Here is a 17,769-nt window from a genome sequence, read left to right on the forward strand (position 1 = left end):
AAAACTTGATTGTGGATTGCGGTTAAACCGTAGTCACATTTTTTGGAAATGAGACTGCTCATGAACTGGGCTATCACTTAAAGCATCTGTACTCAGCCAATAAAGTCAATGACTCGAAAACGTATTCGACAACCATCAAACCTCATTCGTTCATGGATTACCAAAATTAAAATTCTGATTTTGATTCTTCTCAGCCTGTTGTTGATAGTTGCGCCGGCTTTAGCAACAGAGCAAGCACCTGTTAGTATTGACGGTCGTTTGCTGTTTCAAGTGGGTAGCGCAGAGCAATTTACGGCCGCACAAAGGGCAGATTTGATTAACTTCCGGCTGCGTCAGATTGTCTTATCTCAGGAACCAGTTGAGGTAGGAATTGAGGAACTTAACAAATCGCCCATAATTATTGTGAATCAACAATATCTGCTGACTGTTACCCAGGCAGATGTAGTGGATAATAACTCTCCGCAACAACAAGCAGAAGCTTGGAGCATACAATTGGATGAAGGATTACAGCAAGCTCAGAAAGAGCGAAGTATTGAGTTTATTCGCAATTCCCTGTTGTTGAGTATTAGCTTTTTGATCATAGCATTTGTCGGTCATAGGCTCTTAGGATGGTTATGGAAACGTTCCCGACAGGAAGTTTTGCAACGATTACCCCTATCTCCGGAAGCGGCGGAAGTAGATTCTAGTTCGTCCACAGCTTTGAATTTATTATTTAATTTTACCTTGCTGGCGGCGCGGATGTGGCTTTGGGTGAGTGTAACTCTCTACATTACCAATTTATTACCTATTAGTCGCATTTGGAGCTACCGTTTTACTAATCAATTGATTCAAACTTTGACATCTCCCATATTAACTTTAGGTCAAAGTAAATATTCAGTTATTTATTTGCTGGTCTTGATAGCGCTGTTATTAGGACTAATGATTTTAGCTGGTGCAGCAACAAACCTTTTGAGAACTCGAATTTTACAATTTACGGGAATAGATAGGGGTGTTCAAGAAGCGATCGCAATTATCACTAAATATACAATTATTATCGTTGGCGCAATTGTATTATTACAGGTCTGGGGATTAGATTTAAGTTCACTCACGATTCTGGCAAGTGCTTTGGGGGTAGGGATCGGTTTTGGCTTTCAGGATATCGCTAAAAATTTTGGTAGTGGTGTGATTTTGTTGTTTGAGCGCCCAATTCAGGTAGGCGATTTTGTGGAAGTTGGTGACATAGAAGGTACGGTGGAGCGCATTGGTGGTCGGAGTACTCTATTACGAACGCTAGATCAAATTTCAATTATTGTACCCAACTCCCGCTTTCTGGAAGATAAGGTGATTAATTGGAGCTATAAGAATCCGGTTTCGCGGCTCCGAATTCCGGTTGGTGTGGCTTACGGTTCTAATGTCACTACAGTCAAAATGGCATTGTTAGAAGCGGCTCAAGAGCAGAATGGAATTTTGTCAATTCCCACCCCGACGATCTTTTTCATTGGGTTTGGCGATAGTTCCTTAAATTTCGTACTCATGGTTTGGACTGCGAACCCTAGTCAACAATATTTAATTAAAAGCAATTTGTACTTCCGAATTGAAGAACTTTTTAGGCAGTATCACATACAAATTCCTTTTCCTCAGAGAGATTTGCATATCCGTACTGGAAATTTACCTCTAGAGTTATCGCCGGAGTTGGAAGCAAGCCTACGGAAATTATCTCAAAATCCTAGTAATAGTAAAAAAGGTGAAAATTTATAAAAAGATGGCAAAATATTAATTTTTGCAGCTTCAGAGCGATTTATTTTAATCAAGTAAAAATAAGTAAATCACCAGGGCGAAGAAAATTACTCATATAATTTCACAAGTGCATGACACCTGTTAGGGTAATTCCCGATCGCTCTGGTGCTTCTTTAGCGGAAATATCCGCCGTAAGGGTATAAGTAAAGGGTTTTAAAAGCCTATAATAGTTATTTAGAAAATATTGTATCAGCCCACACATTTTATTGGTGATTTCAGGAAGTTATAGCAATTTTCTGTGATAGATTGCGTGGCATAGCCAATTTTGACCCTGTTTTGCTAATTGGCGATCGCTTTCATATCCCAAACCACGATTTCCACCAGTTACAATTGCTACTTTTTGAGTTGATCTATCTTGCCGCCCCACCCTTGTACAGGGTAGGGTTATTGACTGTTTTTGCTGTTGTTAATCAGGATAGTCGAAAGCTTTCTGTTCGGTGCAAGCTTCTAAGATATAGATGAACGGAGAGCGACAGTAGCGATCGCCTCTTGATAATTGTCTGCTTGACTACGCTGGCGAGCAATGTAGGTGAGAATAGCCCCGTAGATTACCTTGGTGGTTATACCTGCAAAGATAAAAATAATCTGCCTAGTTACTATACTCCATTCTGTACTCCATAATACTGGCAATACGTAGGCAATGGGGTAAAGAGTCCAAGTTATCAGAATATACCAGCGAATATTCCGCATTATTCCCTGTACGTGACTGGGCAAATTACCAACTGTTCTGGAAATCAATTCCCAAAGTACAACGAGAATATAGATATAAAACACGGTGCTGACGATACCCCAGAAGCAAAACAAAGCCAGATTTGTTATTTCATAAAACTGTCCAATGTATCCAGTCCAGATCATCAACAATCCACCAATAATCAACTGGCTACCGTAGGAAATAGCACGATTTTGTGTTAAACCCACGACAATGACTAGCTGGAGCAGTAGCATAGGAACGTCAATAGACCAGTTTATATACCGGAAGCCGTTGGCGAATACATCAGTACCGAGTCGCCAGAAACCATCGGTAAACACAAATGCATCCCGCCAGTTCTGTTCTAGCTGGAAAAGTTCGAGGAATGCCGATACCATGACGACAGCAGACAAGACTGAAACCATTCGATAACAGGGAGAAACATTTCTGAGTGTAGCCAGAAAATAGATCAGGCCTGCTGCTTGCGCCGCAAAACCAAGGGTAAAAACGTTTACCACAATGGCATACTGCAACGGGGTATAAGTAAATAAGTTTTCAATGTTGATTCCTTCAGGGAATCTCCCAGCTTCAAATACAGTAAAAGCCTGTACTTGAGTGGCTAGTATGAGGATTATGAATGAGATCCCGGCTACGGGAATCAGTCTTTTGATCAAGTGCATCTATCAACCTCTTGACTAGTGTGATCAAGTTTTTTGACAGCGTAAATACAGATGTTTCTAGAATGTGTAGTGCAATTTCTGCTCACAAATCTAGGTTGCAAATATTATCTTGATAGTGTGATTTTTATGGAAAAATATGCTTGCAAAAATATAAACATCTGTTTGCTAACAATACCAAGTCATCTTTTTACAACCAAAAGGAAATACTTGAACTTAGGCAACGGGAACAATTGGTATTGGCTATTGTAGTAAAAAAATATTTTTGCAAATCCCTGAATTAATCAAAATCATATTTAAAGAAGATGTCTATTTTCTCTATCTATAGTTGTAGTTTTATTTAATACTAATAAACTTTGAATATATGGTTTTATAATCTGTGAGGTGCGGATTTATCTGTAGTCAATTATGGATGTTATGAGTAAGTCAACATAATTAAACATAAAACATTGAGGATATAGATCCCCGACTTCTCTAAGAAGTCGGGGATCTGGGTATTACGTTTTTTAAGTTTGAGCTACTTACCATTTTTTGTGAGGCTGCGCCAACAAGCGTCGATTTGGCGGGTTTCTGAGTTTAATTATGTTGATGTTTGTCGATGAACTAGGGTGGCGCTGGCTTGATCAACAGGCATAAGTATCAATTCGTTGATATTGACATGGGGCGATCGCGTGACGCAGAAAAAGATCACATCAGCGACATCATCGGGTGTCAGGGGGGTCACTCCTTGGTAAACTTTGTCAGCGCGTGCATGATCACCATGAAAACGCACATTGCTAAATTCAGTTTCCACCATCCCAGGGTCAACGGAAGTCACCCTCACAGGAGTTCCCAACAAGTCTTGTTTTAAACCTTCAGAAATTGCCTTGACAGCAGCTTTAGTCGCACAGTAGACGTTACCACCGGGATAAGTTTGATGTCCGGCTATGGAACCTAAATTCACAATATGGCCGCGATCGCGTTTCACCATCCCCGGCACAACATAGCGGGTGAGGTAAAGCAATCCCTTAATATTAGTATCAATCATTTCATCCCAATCTTGAAAGTCGCCTTCATGCAACTTGTCTAAACCGCGACTCAAACCAGCATTATTAATCAGAATATCGATATCAGACCAGGCAGGAGGTAAGCTGGAAATGGCAGATTCCACAGCCGCGCGATCGCGCACATCTAACTGTAATAAATGAATCTCAGCGCCAAATTCCTGATTGAGTGTCTCTCCTAGTTCCTGCAAGCGTTCCCATCGTCGCGCCGCTAAAATTAATTTTGCCCCAGCACCTGCAAAGATTCTGGCACAAGCAGTACCGATACCACTACTCGCACCAGTAATGAGAATGATGTGATTTTCGAGGGAAATCATGATTAATTAAGATTTAATCGTCAATAATACTCTAAAGACAATAGGGACAAGGGGACAAGAACCACTTCCCATTCCCTTAACCCCATTTTCTATCTCACAACTTGTAGACGCTGAGTGACCATAGTCATCCCACCACCCCGAAGAATTACCGCAGAAACCCAACGGTTACCAGGGGTAGATGGTGCGCGTCCCACTTTAAAAAGTCCACCAGATGTCAGCAATTCCAACTCTACAGATGTGGGATTGAGATATTTACTGACTTGGACTGGTTCTTCTAGTGCGGTTCCCAAAAGAAAATCATCGCCCAGTGGTTCTTGGACAATGGCATCAAAACTATATTGCTGTCCCACTTTTACTTGCTGTGGTAAATTAACATCAATTTGGGGTGGCTTGTTACCAGAGGTCAATAGGCTACGTTCTGATAAAATTTCTTGATTGACTATTTTTGTACCTTGAATCCGTTGGCGAGATTTAATTGTGGCATTGAGAGCCAAATTGTTACTATTAGCAGAAGGTAAGCCAGTGATATTCGTTACCGTTTCGGCGACAATAGCATTGCCTTCAGCTTTCCAAGTTTGCAACTGTGTACTGTATCGCAACTGGGGATATCGTTTCCAAAGTGCGAGCAAGGATTTTTCCAGAGATTGGGAATTTAATCCATCTCCATGTGTAAAATTGGGACTGTATAATTGCATGACTCCTTTGATATTGCCTTGGCTGGCGGCTGCATCCATTTGCGTTAACAAGTTTTTTAACTCAGTGGGCGCATTGCTGGGGACAGTTTCCCTGATTTGTACTTGAGCCAAATTGTTAGCTGTGCGGGATTCGCGCAGCTGTTGTCTGAGAGACATCTGAGATTCTTTGACAGCAGCAGAGACGGATTGCATTTGTTCTGGTGTCTGGGCTTGAACTGGTGACGAATTACTCGTGACACCAAGTATCAGCAGAGATAAAATCAACCCAATACTATGAGGAAATTTCTGTTGGTGTTTCAGTAACAAGGTAGTAATGTTATTCATTTAGTAAGAGTTTACTGATTTGAGTAGAGAACGTCAGGAAATTGTTTTATCTTAGATAACCTAAGCGCTAAACGGTAGAGTTTTGATGGCAAACGCACCGATAAAATTATTAATAGCTGCCAGTGGGACAGGTGGACACTTGTTTCCGGCGATCGCACTGGCCGAGAAATTGCCAGATTATCAAATAGAATGGCTGGGTGTCCCCAATCGTTTAGAAACTCAACTTGTCCCCAAACAGTATCCTTTGAATACTATTGCAGTTGAAGGGTTCCAGCAAGGATTTGGATTATCCACACTACGCATCTTGGGTCAGCTGATGGCGGCGATTCTGGAAGTACGGCGCATCCTCAAACAAGGTAATTTTCAAGGTGTAGTCACTACAGGGGGTTATATCGCTGGACCAAGTGTCATTGCGGCGTGTTCCCTGGGATTACCTGTAATTTTTCATGAATCTAACGCTTTCCCAGGTAAAGTCACCCGATTTTTTGGCCCTTGGTGCAGTGTGGTGGCTTTAGGATTTGCCGAGGCTAGTAAGTATTTACCTCGTGCGAAAAATGTCTGGGTGGGTACTCCTGTGCGGTCTCAATTTCTGGATGCAGGACTTGATACATCACTGGATTTACCAATTCCGGATGGTGTTCCTTTAATTGTGGTCTTTGGGGGAAGTCAGGGGGCGGTGGCGGTGAATCAGTTAGTGCGCCAGTCAGCTGCTGCTTGGTTTGATGCAGGTGCTTATGTGGTACATTTGACAGGCGATCGCGATCCGGAAGCCGATCGCCTCAAGCATTCACAATACATAGCATTACCGTTTTACGATAATATGGCGGCATTATTAAGACGAGCCAATTTAGCCATTAGTCGGGCTGGTGCTGGTAGTTTGACAGAATTAGGGATATGTGGAACCCCAGCGATCTTGATTCCTTACCCCTTTGCGGCGGAAGACCATCAAACTTACAATGCAGATGTATTTACTCAATCTGGTGCAGCCTTAACTTTTAAGCAATCAGAGTTAACCACAGAGATATTGCAAACTCAGGTTTTAAATTTATTACAATCACCAACCGAATTAGCCAAGATGGCAGAAAATGCTAAGGCGATCGCAGTTCCTGATAGTGCCGAAAAGTTAGCTTCTTTAGTCCGTGAAATAGTTGAGCAGTGAACTATGAACAAATACATCTCCTGGGCAGAATAGCGGCAAAAAATAAAATCCGCGCAAAAAGTAATTGTGTCATTCCATCTCCAGATGGGATAATTTGGGAATTGCAAGTCCCTGATCAAATAAGACCAATGTCTGAACAGAAACCTTTAAGTCCCTGGCACTACAAACCTTGGTGGTGTCAGCCCTGGTCGATTATGCTGACAGGTGTAACACTGATGAGCGGTAGTTGGTTATTATTCCAAACTATTTGGCTAACCGTCCTAGTTTGCATCCCTGTCTTCACATGGATGGGATTTTTTCTGTTGATTTGGCCAAAACTGATGATTCGCAGTGGCGTTTTAGAATCATCTCAACCTGACTCCATACAGTAATAAAGATTAGTATTGAATATCACATTTTACTGAGGATATAACTTTTGTATGAATACCATATAATAGTAAATTTCCAACCCTCAGACTGCTTACCTATCAAGCGGCTTGCTCCCAGAAGAGCGCAAAAAACTAGCGGCTAAAACTGATGAGCCAAAAAATTAGATGGATATCTCAGAATAAATAATTACTAATTAATCGTATAAATACTTACTACTAGAGCGATCGCGTATTCACCTAAAGAAAGATACCCTGATGCTGAAAGTTTGCAAGAATTGAAATAATAGCAGATGTTCTAGAGGTAGTTCAATGGCAAATGACAGTGTGAGGATTGTTTCTCTGATTCCCGGTGGAACCGAGATTTTGGCCGCCCTGGGATTGACAGATAAAATTGTCGGGCGATCGCATGAATGTGATTACCCTCCAGAAATTCAAAATCTTCCCGTTTGTACCCAAGCACGCTTAAGCTCCGATGATCCTAGCCGCAAAATTCACGATGATGTCAATGATTTATTACAATCGGCTTTAAGCATCTATCAAATCAAAACAGATATTTTAGAGAAATTACAACCCACCCACATTATCACTCAAGACCAGTGTGATGTCTGTGCAGTCAGCCTTGCAGATGTAGAAAAAGCTGTTGCTAGTCTCGTCCACAGCTCACCTCAGATTATTTCCTTAAAACCTAATCTTCTGGAAGATGTTTGGCAAGATATTGAGCGCGTAGGAAATATATTTGGCGTAGACTCAGTTCACGTATTAGAAAATTTAGCAGCTCGCGTCACAATTTGTCAGAGCAAACTCCAAGGGCTTTCTTTAACAGAAGTACCCACAGTCGCCTGTATTGAGTGGACAGATCCTTTAATGACCGCCGCCAATTGGATTCCTGAACTAGTGAACTTAGCAGGAGGTCAGTCACAGTTTAGTCTTACAGGTCAGCCCTCTGCTTGTGTGCCTTGGGAAACATTGTTACAGAGCAATCCAGATATTATCATTTTTATGCCCTGTGGCTTTGATTTAAATCGGACTCGTCAAGAAGCCAAATTATTAACTCAACGTCCAGATTGGCAAAAACTTCACGCTAGCCACAGTGGCAGAGTTTATATTACTGATGGTAATGCCTTCTTCAATCGTCCAGGGCCACGCCTAGCAGATTCTCTCGAAATTTTGGCAGAAATTTTGCATCCAGAAATTTTCGATTATGGCTATAAAGGAACCGCCTGGGATGCTATATAAACTCAGCACTCAGACGCGATTTATCGCGTCTCTAGAAGTGCATTTTTTAGATCCAAGCAGCAAACACAGCTAAACCGTAATATTTCCAAGGTACTGTTACGGTCTTAAACCCAGATGTAGCCAGCATTTGTAATTGCGTATCTACAGTAGCGAGTTGGTCTTGACTAGAGTATCCTTGCTGACTGCTACTACCAACTTTAGCCCGCACCTCTGTTAAATTAATTCCCTGTGCAGCTGCCCATTCCTCTCGTGCTGCCTGGTAAACTTCTGCTAGGACAGGTGATTCTGGTAATGTTGGGTCTGCATTGCCAAAATATCCGCCTTGGCTAAGACTTGCCGCAATTCGTTGAAATAACTTCAGCTTCATCTGATCATCGAGATGGTGAATTGCCAAAGATGACACACAAGCATCAAATTCGCTACCAATATCCAGCTTTTCGGGATTTTCTGCCCATTCGCCAAAATCTGCTTGTATCCCAGTCCATTGTTGTTGATATCCAGCAGATGTGATTTTATCACCGGCACATTGCAACATTCGCGGTGAGTAATCTAGAGCAATGATTTCCGCATCGGGAAAGCGCTGCAAGATTTTCAGAGTCAGTTCCCCTGTACCGCAACCTAGTTCTAAAATGCGGCGACTTGTAGTAGGGAGACACCGAGTAATTACCTCCAACATTTCATCATATCGGGGTAAGAGTTGGCGAATACCATGATCAAAATCCGCAGTCTTGGCGAATACTTCTCCGGGAAATATTTGTGGCATAAGAATTTAAACAGATAAATAGATGCACTACTATTTATCATGACGTATATGTGGCTGAGGTGAACTACTCAGAATCCCAGCCTTCCTATGTATACGGTAGACAAGCAGAAGAGGGAAGACCAAGGGTAGGTTTGATTGATAAAATCAAAAAAATCAGCTAAAATGGTTAGCTATCGCTAATGCAGCACAGAGGAAATCAAGCACCAAAAAAAACCGCCAAACAGCCGAGAATAAGGTTTTTTTGAATTTTTGCTTCCCCTTTGCGGTACTCAACCCAAAATTTTCTTCCCATACTTGGGAATCTTTATGCTACAGCTTGTAATCATTGTGTTGGTTGTTATTTTAGGTTCAGCGCTTTGTTCTAGTACAGAAACAGCGCTGTTTTCTGTTTCTACCCTCAGAGTCAGACAATTAGCACAATCAAATAATCCTTCAGCCGTTGCACTTTTGGCGATTCGAGAAAATATGAATCGACCGATTGCAACCATTGTTATAATGAATAATATTTTTAATATTGTTGGCAGTATTATTACAGGTAGCATTGCGAGTCAAGTATTAGGAGATACTTGGCTGGGGATATTTTCGGGAATGTTTACCTTCTTGATTATCATCTTTGCTGAAATCATTCCGAAGACAATTGGAGAGCGCTATTCTGAACAAATTGCCATGCTCACAGCTTTACCTGTGACTGGACTTTCTATAGCTTTCACACCCTTAGTGTGGATTATCGAAAATCTGACGGCACGCTTTTTTAAAACCAAAAAACGACCAACTACAAATGAGGCGGAAATTAAGCTGCTGGCGAATATTGGTCAACAAGAGGGGATTATTCAAAGCGATGAAGCAGAAATGATCCAACGGGTGTTTAGATTAAATGATGTCACAGCCGCAGATTTGATGACACCGCGAATTATGTTGACATATATCCTAGGTCATCTAACTCTTGAGGAAGCCAAAAAAGATATTATTGCTTCTCAACATACCCGGATTATTGTAGTTGATGAGTTTATTGATCAAGTAATTGGATTTGCTTTAAAGGAGAATTTACTCACAGCGATGGTTGAAGGAAATAATCAGGAAAACATTGCTAATTTAGCTCGAAAAGTTAACTTCGTTCCTGAAATAATTCCAGCCGATAAACTGATGAAAAATTTCATCGCAGCGCGTGAACATCTGGCTGTGGTTGTTGATGAATATGGAGGTGTGGCTGGTGTGGTCACTTTGGAAGATGTGCTGGAAGTAATCACCGGTGAAATTGTCGATGAGACTGATAGAACAGTAGATTTACAAGAAATTGCCCGGAAGAAGCGAGAAAAAATGTTGCAGTCTATTAATGTTAGTCACCCCAACTAAATTTTCGGCTCTCCTGGTCAGAGAATTTTAGATTTTGAATTTTGGATTTTGGATTGGCTCCACAGTTAAATCTAGGTGCGTTAGGACATTAGCCCATAACACACCCTCCCAAGTAAGAAACACTGTGTTTTTTGTTTCCCTACTATTCGTCAATTTGACCAAGGCGACGGATGTTTAAAATGTCGCTCATTTTCTTGATTTGAGTAAATACTTGCTCTAGTTGTAAGCGATCGCGTATATCTATTCCTAAATCAATCAACGCTGGTTGACCAATGGAAGTTTTCACCTGTGCATGACGCACATTGATCCCCTGGTCACTCAACCGGGATAAAATATCCTTCAATACTCCCACACGGTCAAGGGCTTCGATTTGCACATTCACTGGGTAAGTGTGGGGACGGCTGATATGTTCGGTGGCTGAGTTCCAACTTACTGGTACTAAGCGCTCATACTCCACAGTCTCTAAATTATTGCACCCTTGGCGATGGACAGAAATTCCTCTACCTCTTGTTACCACACCAATAATTGGTTCACCAGCTATTGGGGTACAACACCCAGCTAAGTGATACACCAAACCTTCTACGCCGATAATGGGTGAATCACAAGGACGTGTGCTGTGGGGAGGCGCATCGCGGACAGTTTTTGATGTGGTTGGTAGTTCTTTTCCGGGAAATAAAGGAATAACGTTAGCAGGTTGTTGTCCTTTAGCTACTTCTCGCCAGCGATTTAGCACTAGGTTGAGAGTAATTTCACCGTAACCCAAACCTGCGAGTAAATCTTCCGTGCTGTGGTAATTACACTTTTCCGCCACGATATGCATGGCTTCTGATTTCAGCAAGTTATCAAAACCTGTTTTACCCAGTTCCTTTTCTAATAATTCTCGTCCACGAGCTACATTTTCATCGCGGCGCGATCGCTTGTACCATTGTTTAATCCGATACTTCGCAGCCGAACTCCTGGCAAAGTTCAACCAATCCAAACTGGGATGGCTGTTCTTTTGGGTAATAATCTCGACAATCGCGCCATTTTGCAACCCCGTTGACAAAGGTACCATGCGACCATTCACCCGCGCCCCTGCACAGTGGTTGCCGACTTCCGTATGAATATGATAAGCAAAATCTATACACGTAGCACCAGGGCTTAAAGGTACAACATCCCCCTTTGGGGTGAAGACATAGACATCATCTTCAAATAGATTGTCTTTGACACTATCAAGATATTCTTGAGCGTCCTTGAGATCACTTTGCCATTCCAGCAGATGTCTTAACCAAGTAAACTTTTCATCTGCATTTGTCAACTGGCTAGTAGAACCACCTGTTTCTTTGTACTTCCAATGGGCTGCAATCCCATATTCAGCGACATGATGCATTTCTACAGTCCGAATTTGAATCTCCAAAGGACGGCCAGTCAGTCCAATCACTCCAGTATGCAACGACTGGTATCGGTTAGGCTTGGGCAATCCAATGTAATCCTTAAATCGAGAGGGAATCGGGCGAAAAGCATCATGAACTACTGCCAAAGCCCGATAGCATTCTTCATTGGTCTGGACTATAATCCGCAGGGCAGCCAAATCGTAAATTTCATGAAATTCTTTTTGCTGCCTTTGCATTTTTTGATAAATGCTATAAAGGTGCTTGGGACGACCACTAATATCATGACAGTGAATGCCGGCTTGCTGCAAACGCTCTCGCAACATATCTGTAGTTTTCGCCAGTTTCTCTTCTCGCGCCGTCCGTTTTTCGGAAACGTGTTCCTGCATTTGGCGAAAAGCTTCTGGTTCCAGATATTTGAAAGACAAGTCTTCCAATTCCCATTTTATCCGCCACATTCCCAAGCGATTTGCTAAGGGGGCAAATATATCTCTGGTTTCTTGAGCGCTGCGACGGCGGCTGGATTCTGACATATATTGTAAAGTTCGCATATTATGCAAACGGTCTGCCAGTTTCACCACAATTACCCGGATATCCTGCGCCATAGCCAAAAACATCCGCCGGAAGTTTTCCGCTTGGCTTTCGGTTTTGCTGGTGAAATTTATTTTAGACAGCTTGGTGACACCTTCTACCAATTGCCGGACTTCTGGCCCAAAGCGTGATTCTATATCTTCGCTTGTGACATCTGTATCTTCAACTACATCATGAAGAAATCCAGCTGCTATCATAGCAGGACTGCCCCCCAAATCTCGCAGCAATCCAGCTACAGCAACGGGATGACTAATATATAGTTCACCCGATTTGCGGTACTGTCCCTCATGCAGTTGATAAGCAAATTCAAATGCCTGACCAATTAAGACGGCATCACTATATTTTCGGTGTTCTTCGGCTTCGCCCTTATATGCTGAAGATTCTCTTAAGCATTTGATCAGCCATTCCGGAAGAGCGAGATCGGTTGTGGAATTTATCAGTATGCTGCTCATACAATAAGAATTAAAGGTGATCGGTAGATTAAGTGAGAAATGAACGCAATGGATAGCATTATGGACAGAAAATGCTATCTGCAAGCAGAAATGAAAATGATTTTCTAATTACCTATGGTAATTATCCATACCGGGATTAAAAAATCATAGGTTGAAAATTCCATTTATGGCAAATAAAACCTCAAAGAGTAATTTGAGGCTTATGCTTTTTAATAAGAAGTTGAGAAACTTTATTGTAAAAGATAATTTTCTTGACATTAATACTATCTTAACTAGCACTGAATGTCTCTAAATCTTGAGAAATATCAGACACTAGCAACTTTGCTAGAGCAAGTACGTTCTGATACCACCGCTACCGAAGTAACCGCACCTAATCTGCGAAAGGGTGTATCCTTGTTGCAGCAAATGTTTCGGCAGCAGATTATTCCTTTGCCTGAAGGAAGTTCGCGGGTACAATCCTATCGGACGGAAATTAGTAAGCAGTTGCGCTTGTTGGAAATTGATGTCATGTTTTTCCAAGGATCGCGGCAAGCATCGACGGCCGAAGGGAGGCTGAAGACGATCAGCGATCGCCTGACTACTCTCATTCAATACTGTGAAGCTATTCTCCAACAAGAACCGGAGGAGGAAAAATAACAATTCTTTACCTTTTGCTTGAGTTCTTACATCATCTCATTTTCGACTGGCAATTGACAGTTATTTTTGTAACAAGTTGGGGAATGGGGAGTGGGGAAGAGTTTGGGAGATAAAATGTGGGGATATTTAGGAATTCTTAATCATGAAAACAGATGCAATTTTCTACGAAATATTTAAAGAATTCCCCCATATTTTCTTTGAAATTATTGGTGCGCCTGATACGAACACTAATACCTATGAGTTTAGCGCACCAGAAATTAAACAAAAAAGCTTTCGATTAGATGGGTTATTTTCTCCCCTGGAAACATTCCCTAATCAACCACTGTACTTTGTAGAAATTCAGTTTTACAAAGACGAGGAATTTTATGATCGACTTTTTACCAGTATTTTCCTTTATTTCACCCAGTATCAACCACTTAACCCTGATTGGTTGGCAATAGTTATCTATGACAAACGCAGTAATGAACGTAGCTATCCCCTGCGTTATCGTTCTTTGTTGTCACCTCATCTGCGTCGCTTTTACCTGGACGAACTCGAAGATTTACCAAATAATTCTCTGGGAGTAGGAATTGTTCGCTTAGTTGTAGAGAATGAAAACAAAGCTGAAGAACTCGCCAAAACTCTCATTGAAAAAGCTAGGGAGGAATTGACAGATACTCTCATCCAAAAAAAAGTTATAGAATTTATAGAGACAATCGTTGTCTACAAGTTTCCTAATTTAAGCCGCGAGGAAATAGAATCCATGCTGAATTTAAACTTGCTGAAAGAAACTAGAGTTTATCAAGAAGCAAAAGAAGAAGGGGAAATAAAAGCCAAATTAAATATTTTGCCCAAGCTTGTGCAACGGGGACTCAGCATTCAGGAGATAGCAGAATTATTAGAATTGGATACTGAAACAATTAGAAAGGCTTTGGGAGACAATTCTTAAATTTCGTTTTTCACTGTCCCCTTTGCTGGCTACGGTAGACAAAAGTCGGGAAATTCTCTTTCTTTTGTGTCATAAAACCCCACCCCTAGCCCCTCCCCGCAAGCGAGGAGGGGAACTGGATGTTTTGAGAGTTTTTTTGCGTTAGGTAGTTGAGTATTTTTCTTTGGATGTCCCTAATCCGCATTGGGGAGTTAATCTAATAGACTGGCGGAAATTTAAACTGATTATCCCAAATGGTATCTCACGGCTGACAACTAATAAATATATGAATGAAGCTTTATTTTGTATAGAAAATCTGCGTGTTGCTTATCCTCAGCCTCAAGAAGAAGCGGTAAGTTGGGCAGTTGATGATGTATCTTTGACTTTACAACCTGGGGAAAGAATGGGTTTGGTGGGTGAGTCGGGTTGTGGTAAATCAACTCTAGGAAGGGCTGCAATGCGCTTGTTACCCCCTTCTAGTCGCGTTGAGGGGCGGGTGACATTTCAGGGTGAATCGGTGTTTGATTTGATGCCTGGGCAGTTGCGGAAATTTCGGGGAGAGGCGATCGCACTCATTTTTCAAGATCCCATGACACGGCTTGATCCGTTGATGACTATTGGTAAGCATTGCATTGAAACTCTTCAAGCCCATTCACCAAAATTATCCACCAAAGAAGCGAAGGAAATAGCGATCGCAACTTTGGAAAAAGTGAATATTCCAGCAAGTCGTTGGTCTCAGTATCCTCATGAGTTTAGCGGTGGAATGCGTCAACGGGTAGCGATCGCTTTGGCTTTACTTCTCAATCCTAAGTTAATTGTGGCTGATGAACCCACCACCAGTTTAGATGTCACTGTCTCCGCGCAGATTTTACAAGAATTAACCCGCCTATGTAGTGAAGAAAATATGGCGTTGTTATTGATTTCTCACGATTTAGCGATGGTGGGAGAATATTGCGATCGCATCGGTGTGATGTATCAGGGCAAAATGGTAGAAATGGGTGCGACTGAAACTGTATTGAGAGAACCTCAACATGAATATACGCGATCGCTATTAAAAGCAGCTTTGCATATTCAAGCCGTGGATGAGGGAACTAGGGAAGAAACTTCCCAATCACCCATATTGCGGATTACCGAATTGCAGCAACATTACACTATAGAACCAAATTTTATCGAAAAACTATGGAAAAAGCCAGGGGAAACAATTAAAGCGGTAGATGGAATTAATTTAGAACTCTATCAAGGGGAGATTTTCGGATTAGTTGGGGAATCAGGTTGTGGTAAAAGTACTCTATCTAGGACAATATTACAACTGATTCGTCCTACGGCTGGCAAAGTTGAATTTTTAGGACAGGAATTAACGACTTTATCGCCCCAAGCAATTCGCGCTTCCCGGCGACAAATGCAAATGATTTTTCAAGACCCCCATGCTTGTCTGAATCCGGTGATGACAGTGGGACAAAGTATCGCTGATCCATTATTTATCCACAATTTGGCTGATGCAGACAAGGCGAAATCACAAGTTTTATGGATGTTGGAAAAAGTGGGATTAACGCCACCAGAACTTTATTATCAACGTTATCCAGCGGATTTGTCTGGGGGACAGCAGCAACGAGTGGCGATCGCTCGTGCTTTGATTACTCGTCCTAAACTGTTAATCTGTGATGAACCTGTGAGTATGTTAGATGCCAGTGTCCAGACACAAGTGCTAGATTTAATGTTAGAATTGAAAGTAGAATTTGAATTAACGTACTTGTTTATTACTCATGATTTGTGGTTAGCGCGGTTTTTGTGCGATCGCATTGCCGTGATGCATAGTGGTCAAATTGTAGAACTGGGTACGACAAAGCAGATTTTTAGCAATCCTCAACATACCTACACTAAAACTTTACTAGCAGCCGCACCTTTACTAGCGCGTGCTTAGAATATTCATCCTCCCTCTCCTTGTTCCTACCGTGTACACACATCCTGATCCAAAAAGGGTTTCCAGGCCTAAAAACCGAATTTCACTGTAAATCCGGTTCCCCTCCTCGCTTGCGGGGAGGGGCTAGGGGTGGGATCTTATGACACAAACGAGAATTTACCGACTTCTGTGTAAACCGTAGCTCCTTATTCAGAAGAAGGTTGGGGTGAGGTTTCACAGATTTAATTATTTCCTTCAATTAATTTAGCTGTGTTTCCACTGGTTCCATAAAGCTCAACAAATCTTTTAAAGAGTAGCGTACTTGCATTATTAGAAAATTTACTTAATTTGAATAAACGCTCAATATTCGTGTCAGCTAAGTTGCGTAAATAGGGTAAATCTTCAAACAATGTCAAACAAGAAGCAAAATGCAACAAGATTTGCAGTAAGGGTTTCGGCCAATTTAGATCACTATAAATATCTATAAATAACTGATGTTCCTTATCCGTCAATGGAAAAGCTTGAAATATAACAATTATTCTTTTTTGATTGTAAACTGGAATACTCAATTCAATTGTATGGGGAGTGTGTAAGATTAAATCCACCTCTACAATGGGTTTTCTCCAAATTCTCAAAGGATTAGCTGGAGAATCTAAAATTGTTTGAAATTTGATGATTCCACCGATATTTGTGGGCTGAAAATGGCTAACATTGAGAATCTTCAAGTTATTTAAGCTGAAGTTATGAACTGTTTCTAAATGTTTTAAGTTCAACAGATGATAAATTTGGCAAAGGTAAGGAAAAGGTAAAATATACTCTTGGCTAATCATATGTCGCTTTTTTAAGGCAAACTTATTTGTTTGCATTGGACATAAATTTTCCTGGAATTGCTTATCTTTAACATCAGGTTTTAAATACAGCCAACTGCAAAAAAACAAGGTTGTAGTCAAGAGATGGAAAAATTCTAGACTAGATAAATAACCATCAGTAAATGCGTCCAAACTCCTATCGCATATTCCGTAAATCCAAGCGGGAATGCCTAACAGCCAAATACCAGTTTTAAATTTACTGATAAACACGGCAAATTCTAATTCTAAAGTCGAATCTTGCTCACTGTTGTCTTCAGAAATTTCCGGATTTTCAACTAAATTATTAGACATAAAAATCTAGGCTTGAATGTTCTAGGCTACATTAATCCTAGATATAGCTAATAGAAACGACCTCTATCTTTAGTGCAAATCAGATATTGAATAGGTTGAAATTAACAACATTTTTTTGTAGTGATGGCTACAAATTTTCGCCAATATATTTATTCTGCTAAAATCGTCAACAATTTACGAATACCAAGATGGACGCAGCTAAATTTGTACCGAGAAAACTAGGAAACCTGATGGCAGAGTTATATATAATTTGAAAAAATATTTAATTGATTATTCCTAATATCAGATATCTATCTGTTTCTCTAGGATGAACTGTGAATAAATCAAAACTCCGGTTGAATCATCCACAGATGT

General features: G+C 41.1%; 14 protein-coding genes. 8 read left to right on the forward strand and 6 right to left on the reverse strand.

The window, feature by feature from the left end; translation table 11 throughout:
* The first annotated feature begins 108 nt into the window (after window positions 1-108).
* The gene (locus AACX33_RS02885) at window positions 109-1,737 is read left to right on the forward strand and encodes a mechanosensitive ion channel family protein (protein ID WP_193999050.1); all 1,629 of its coding nucleotides are present in this window, start codon (window positions 109-111) and stop codon (window positions 1,735-1,737) included.
* A gap of 486 nt (window positions 1,738-2,223) precedes the next feature.
* On the opposite strand, the gene AACX33_RS02890 is transcribed toward AACX33_RS02885, so the two are convergent.
* From AACX33_RS02890 to AACX33_RS02900, 3 genes are all read right to left on the reverse strand, one after another.
* A complete protein-coding gene (locus AACX33_RS02890) occupies window positions 2,224-3,144 on the reverse strand; it encodes a bacteriorhodopsin (protein WP_193999048.1) in 921 nt (306 codons plus the stop codon).
* Window positions 3,145-3,721: 577 nt separating this feature from the next.
* On the reverse strand, window positions 3,722-4,501 hold the full coding sequence (locus AACX33_RS02895) for an SDR family oxidoreductase (RefSeq protein ID WP_193999046.1): 780 nt from the start codon (window positions 4,499-4,501) through the stop codon (window positions 3,722-3,724).
* Between the two features lie 89 nt (window positions 4,502-4,590).
* Window positions 4,591-5,520 carry a nuclear transport factor 2 family protein gene (locus AACX33_RS02900; protein ID WP_193999044.1) on the reverse strand — a complete coding sequence of 310 codons (930 nt, stop codon included), beginning with the start codon at window positions 5,518-5,520 and terminating at the stop codon, window positions 4,591-4,593.
* Window positions 5,521-5,605: 85 nt separating this feature from the next.
* On the opposite strand from AACX33_RS02900, the gene murG reads away from it, so the two are divergent.
* The 3 genes from murG (at window position 5,606) to AACX33_RS02915 (ending at window position 8,283) form a co-directional block, all read left to right on the forward strand.
* A complete protein-coding gene (murG, locus tag AACX33_RS02905) occupies window positions 5,606-6,679 on the forward strand; it encodes an undecaprenyldiphospho-muramoylpentapeptide beta-N-acetylglucosaminyltransferase (RefSeq protein WP_193999042.1) in 1,074 nt (357 codons plus the stop codon).
* Window positions 6,680-6,807: 128 nt separating this feature from the next.
* Window positions 6,808-7,050, forward strand: coding sequence for a DUF6737 family protein (locus AACX33_RS02910; RefSeq protein ID WP_193999040.1), 243 nt, complete (start codon window positions 6,808-6,810; stop codon window positions 7,048-7,050).
* 306 nt (window positions 7,051-7,356) lie between these two features.
* A complete protein-coding gene (locus tag AACX33_RS02915) occupies window positions 7,357-8,283 on the forward strand; it encodes a cobalamin-binding protein (RefSeq protein ID WP_193999038.1) in 927 nt (308 codons plus the stop codon).
* A 46-nt stretch (window positions 8,284-8,329) separates the two neighbouring features.
* Here AACX33_RS02915 and AACX33_RS02920 read toward each other — a convergent pair whose 3' ends face one another.
* Window positions 8,330-9,046 carry a class I SAM-dependent methyltransferase gene (locus AACX33_RS02920; RefSeq protein WP_193999036.1) on the reverse strand — a complete coding sequence of 239 codons (717 nt, stop codon included), beginning with the start codon at window positions 9,044-9,046 and terminating at the stop codon, window positions 8,330-8,332.
* A 306-nt stretch (window positions 9,047-9,352) separates the two neighbouring features.
* On the opposite strand from AACX33_RS02920, the gene AACX33_RS02925 reads away from it, so the two are divergent.
* Window positions 9,353-10,399, forward strand: coding sequence for a hemolysin family protein (locus AACX33_RS02925; protein WP_193999034.1), 1,047 nt, complete (start codon window positions 9,353-9,355; stop codon window positions 10,397-10,399).
* A gap of 142 nt (window positions 10,400-10,541) precedes the next feature.
* Here the strand turns inward: AACX33_RS02925 and AACX33_RS02930 are convergent, their stop codons facing one another.
* Window positions 10,542-12,812 (reverse strand): RelA/SpoT family protein, encoded by a 2,271-nt coding sequence (locus tag AACX33_RS02930; protein ID WP_193999032.1) that lies wholly within the window; start codon window positions 12,810-12,812, stop codon window positions 10,542-10,544.
* A gap of 282 nt (window positions 12,813-13,094) precedes the next feature.
* On the opposite strand from AACX33_RS02930, the gene patD reads away from it, so the two are divergent.
* From patD to AACX33_RS02945, 3 genes are all read left to right on the forward strand, one after another.
* Window positions 13,095-13,448 (forward strand): heterocyst frequency control protein PatD, encoded by a 354-nt coding sequence (gene patD, locus AACX33_RS02935; protein WP_193999030.1) that lies wholly within the window; start codon window positions 13,095-13,097, stop codon window positions 13,446-13,448.
* A 142-nt stretch (window positions 13,449-13,590) separates the two neighbouring features.
* Window positions 13,591-14,376, forward strand: coding sequence for an Rpn family recombination-promoting nuclease/putative transposase (locus AACX33_RS02940; protein ID WP_193999028.1), 786 nt, complete (start codon window positions 13,591-13,593; stop codon window positions 14,374-14,376).
* Window positions 14,377-14,641: 265 nt separating this feature from the next.
* Window positions 14,642-16,276: a dipeptide ABC transporter ATP-binding protein gene (locus AACX33_RS02945; RefSeq protein ID WP_193999026.1), complete on the forward strand. Its 1,635-nt coding sequence runs from the start codon at window positions 14,642-14,644 to the stop codon at window positions 16,274-16,276.
* Between the two features lie 221 nt (window positions 16,277-16,497).
* Here AACX33_RS02945 and AACX33_RS02950 read toward each other — a convergent pair whose 3' ends face one another.
* Entirely contained in the window at window positions 16,498-17,415 is a 918-nt protein-coding gene (locus tag AACX33_RS02950; RefSeq protein WP_193999024.1) for a hypothetical protein, read from the reverse strand.
* Between the last annotated feature and the right edge of the window lie 354 nt (window positions 17,416-17,769).

The organism is Nodularia sp. LEGE 04288, from assembly GCF_963896525.1.
In the GTDB taxonomy this organism is placed as follows: domain Bacteria; phylum Cyanobacteriota; class Cyanobacteriia; order Cyanobacteriales; family Nostocaceae; genus Nodularia.

Bases quoted from the DNA above. Each gene is read 5' to 3' on its own strand.
- AACX33_RS02885 (WP_193999050.1), top strand. From the start codon at position 109: ATGACTCGAAAACGTATTCGACAACCATCAAACCTCATTCGTTCATGG.
- AACX33_RS02930 (WP_193999032.1), bottom strand. From the start codon at position 12,812: ATGAGCAGCATACTGATAAATTCCACAACCGATCTCGCTCTTCCGGAA.
- AACX33_RS02920 (WP_193999036.1), bottom strand. From the start codon at position 9,046: ATGCCACAAATATTTCCCGGAGAAGTATTCGCCAAGACTGCGGATTTT.
- AACX33_RS02890 (WP_193999048.1), bottom strand. From the start codon at position 3,144: ATGCACTTGATCAAAAGACTGATTCCCGTAGCCGGGATCTCATTCATA.
- murG (WP_193999042.1), top strand. From the start codon at position 5,606: ATGGCAAACGCACCGATAAAATTATTAATAGCTGCCAGTGGGACAGGT.
- AACX33_RS02900 (WP_193999044.1), bottom strand. From the start codon at position 5,520: ATGAATAACATTACTACCTTGTTACTGAAACACCAACAGAAATTTCCT.
- AACX33_RS02950 (WP_193999024.1), bottom strand. From the start codon at position 17,415: ATGTCTAATAATTTAGTTGAAAATCCGGAAATTTCTGAAGACAACAGT.
- AACX33_RS02910 (WP_193999040.1), top strand. From the start codon at position 6,808: ATGTCTGAACAGAAACCTTTAAGTCCCTGGCACTACAAACCTTGGTGG.
- AACX33_RS02940 (WP_193999028.1), top strand. From the start codon at position 13,591: ATGAAAACAGATGCAATTTTCTACGAAATATTTAAAGAATTCCCCCAT.
- AACX33_RS02945 (WP_193999026.1), top strand. From the start codon at position 14,642: ATGAATGAAGCTTTATTTTGTATAGAAAATCTGCGTGTTGCTTATCCT.
- AACX33_RS02925 (WP_193999034.1), top strand. From the start codon at position 9,353: ATGCTACAGCTTGTAATCATTGTGTTGGTTGTTATTTTAGGTTCAGCG.
- patD (WP_193999030.1), top strand. From the start codon at position 13,095: ATGTCTCTAAATCTTGAGAAATATCAGACACTAGCAACTTTGCTAGAG.
- AACX33_RS02895 (WP_193999046.1), bottom strand. From the start codon at position 4,501: ATGATTTCCCTCGAAAATCACATCATTCTCATTACTGGTGCGAGTAGT.
- AACX33_RS02915 (WP_193999038.1), top strand. From the start codon at position 7,357: ATGGCAAATGACAGTGTGAGGATTGTTTCTCTGATTCCCGGTGGAACC.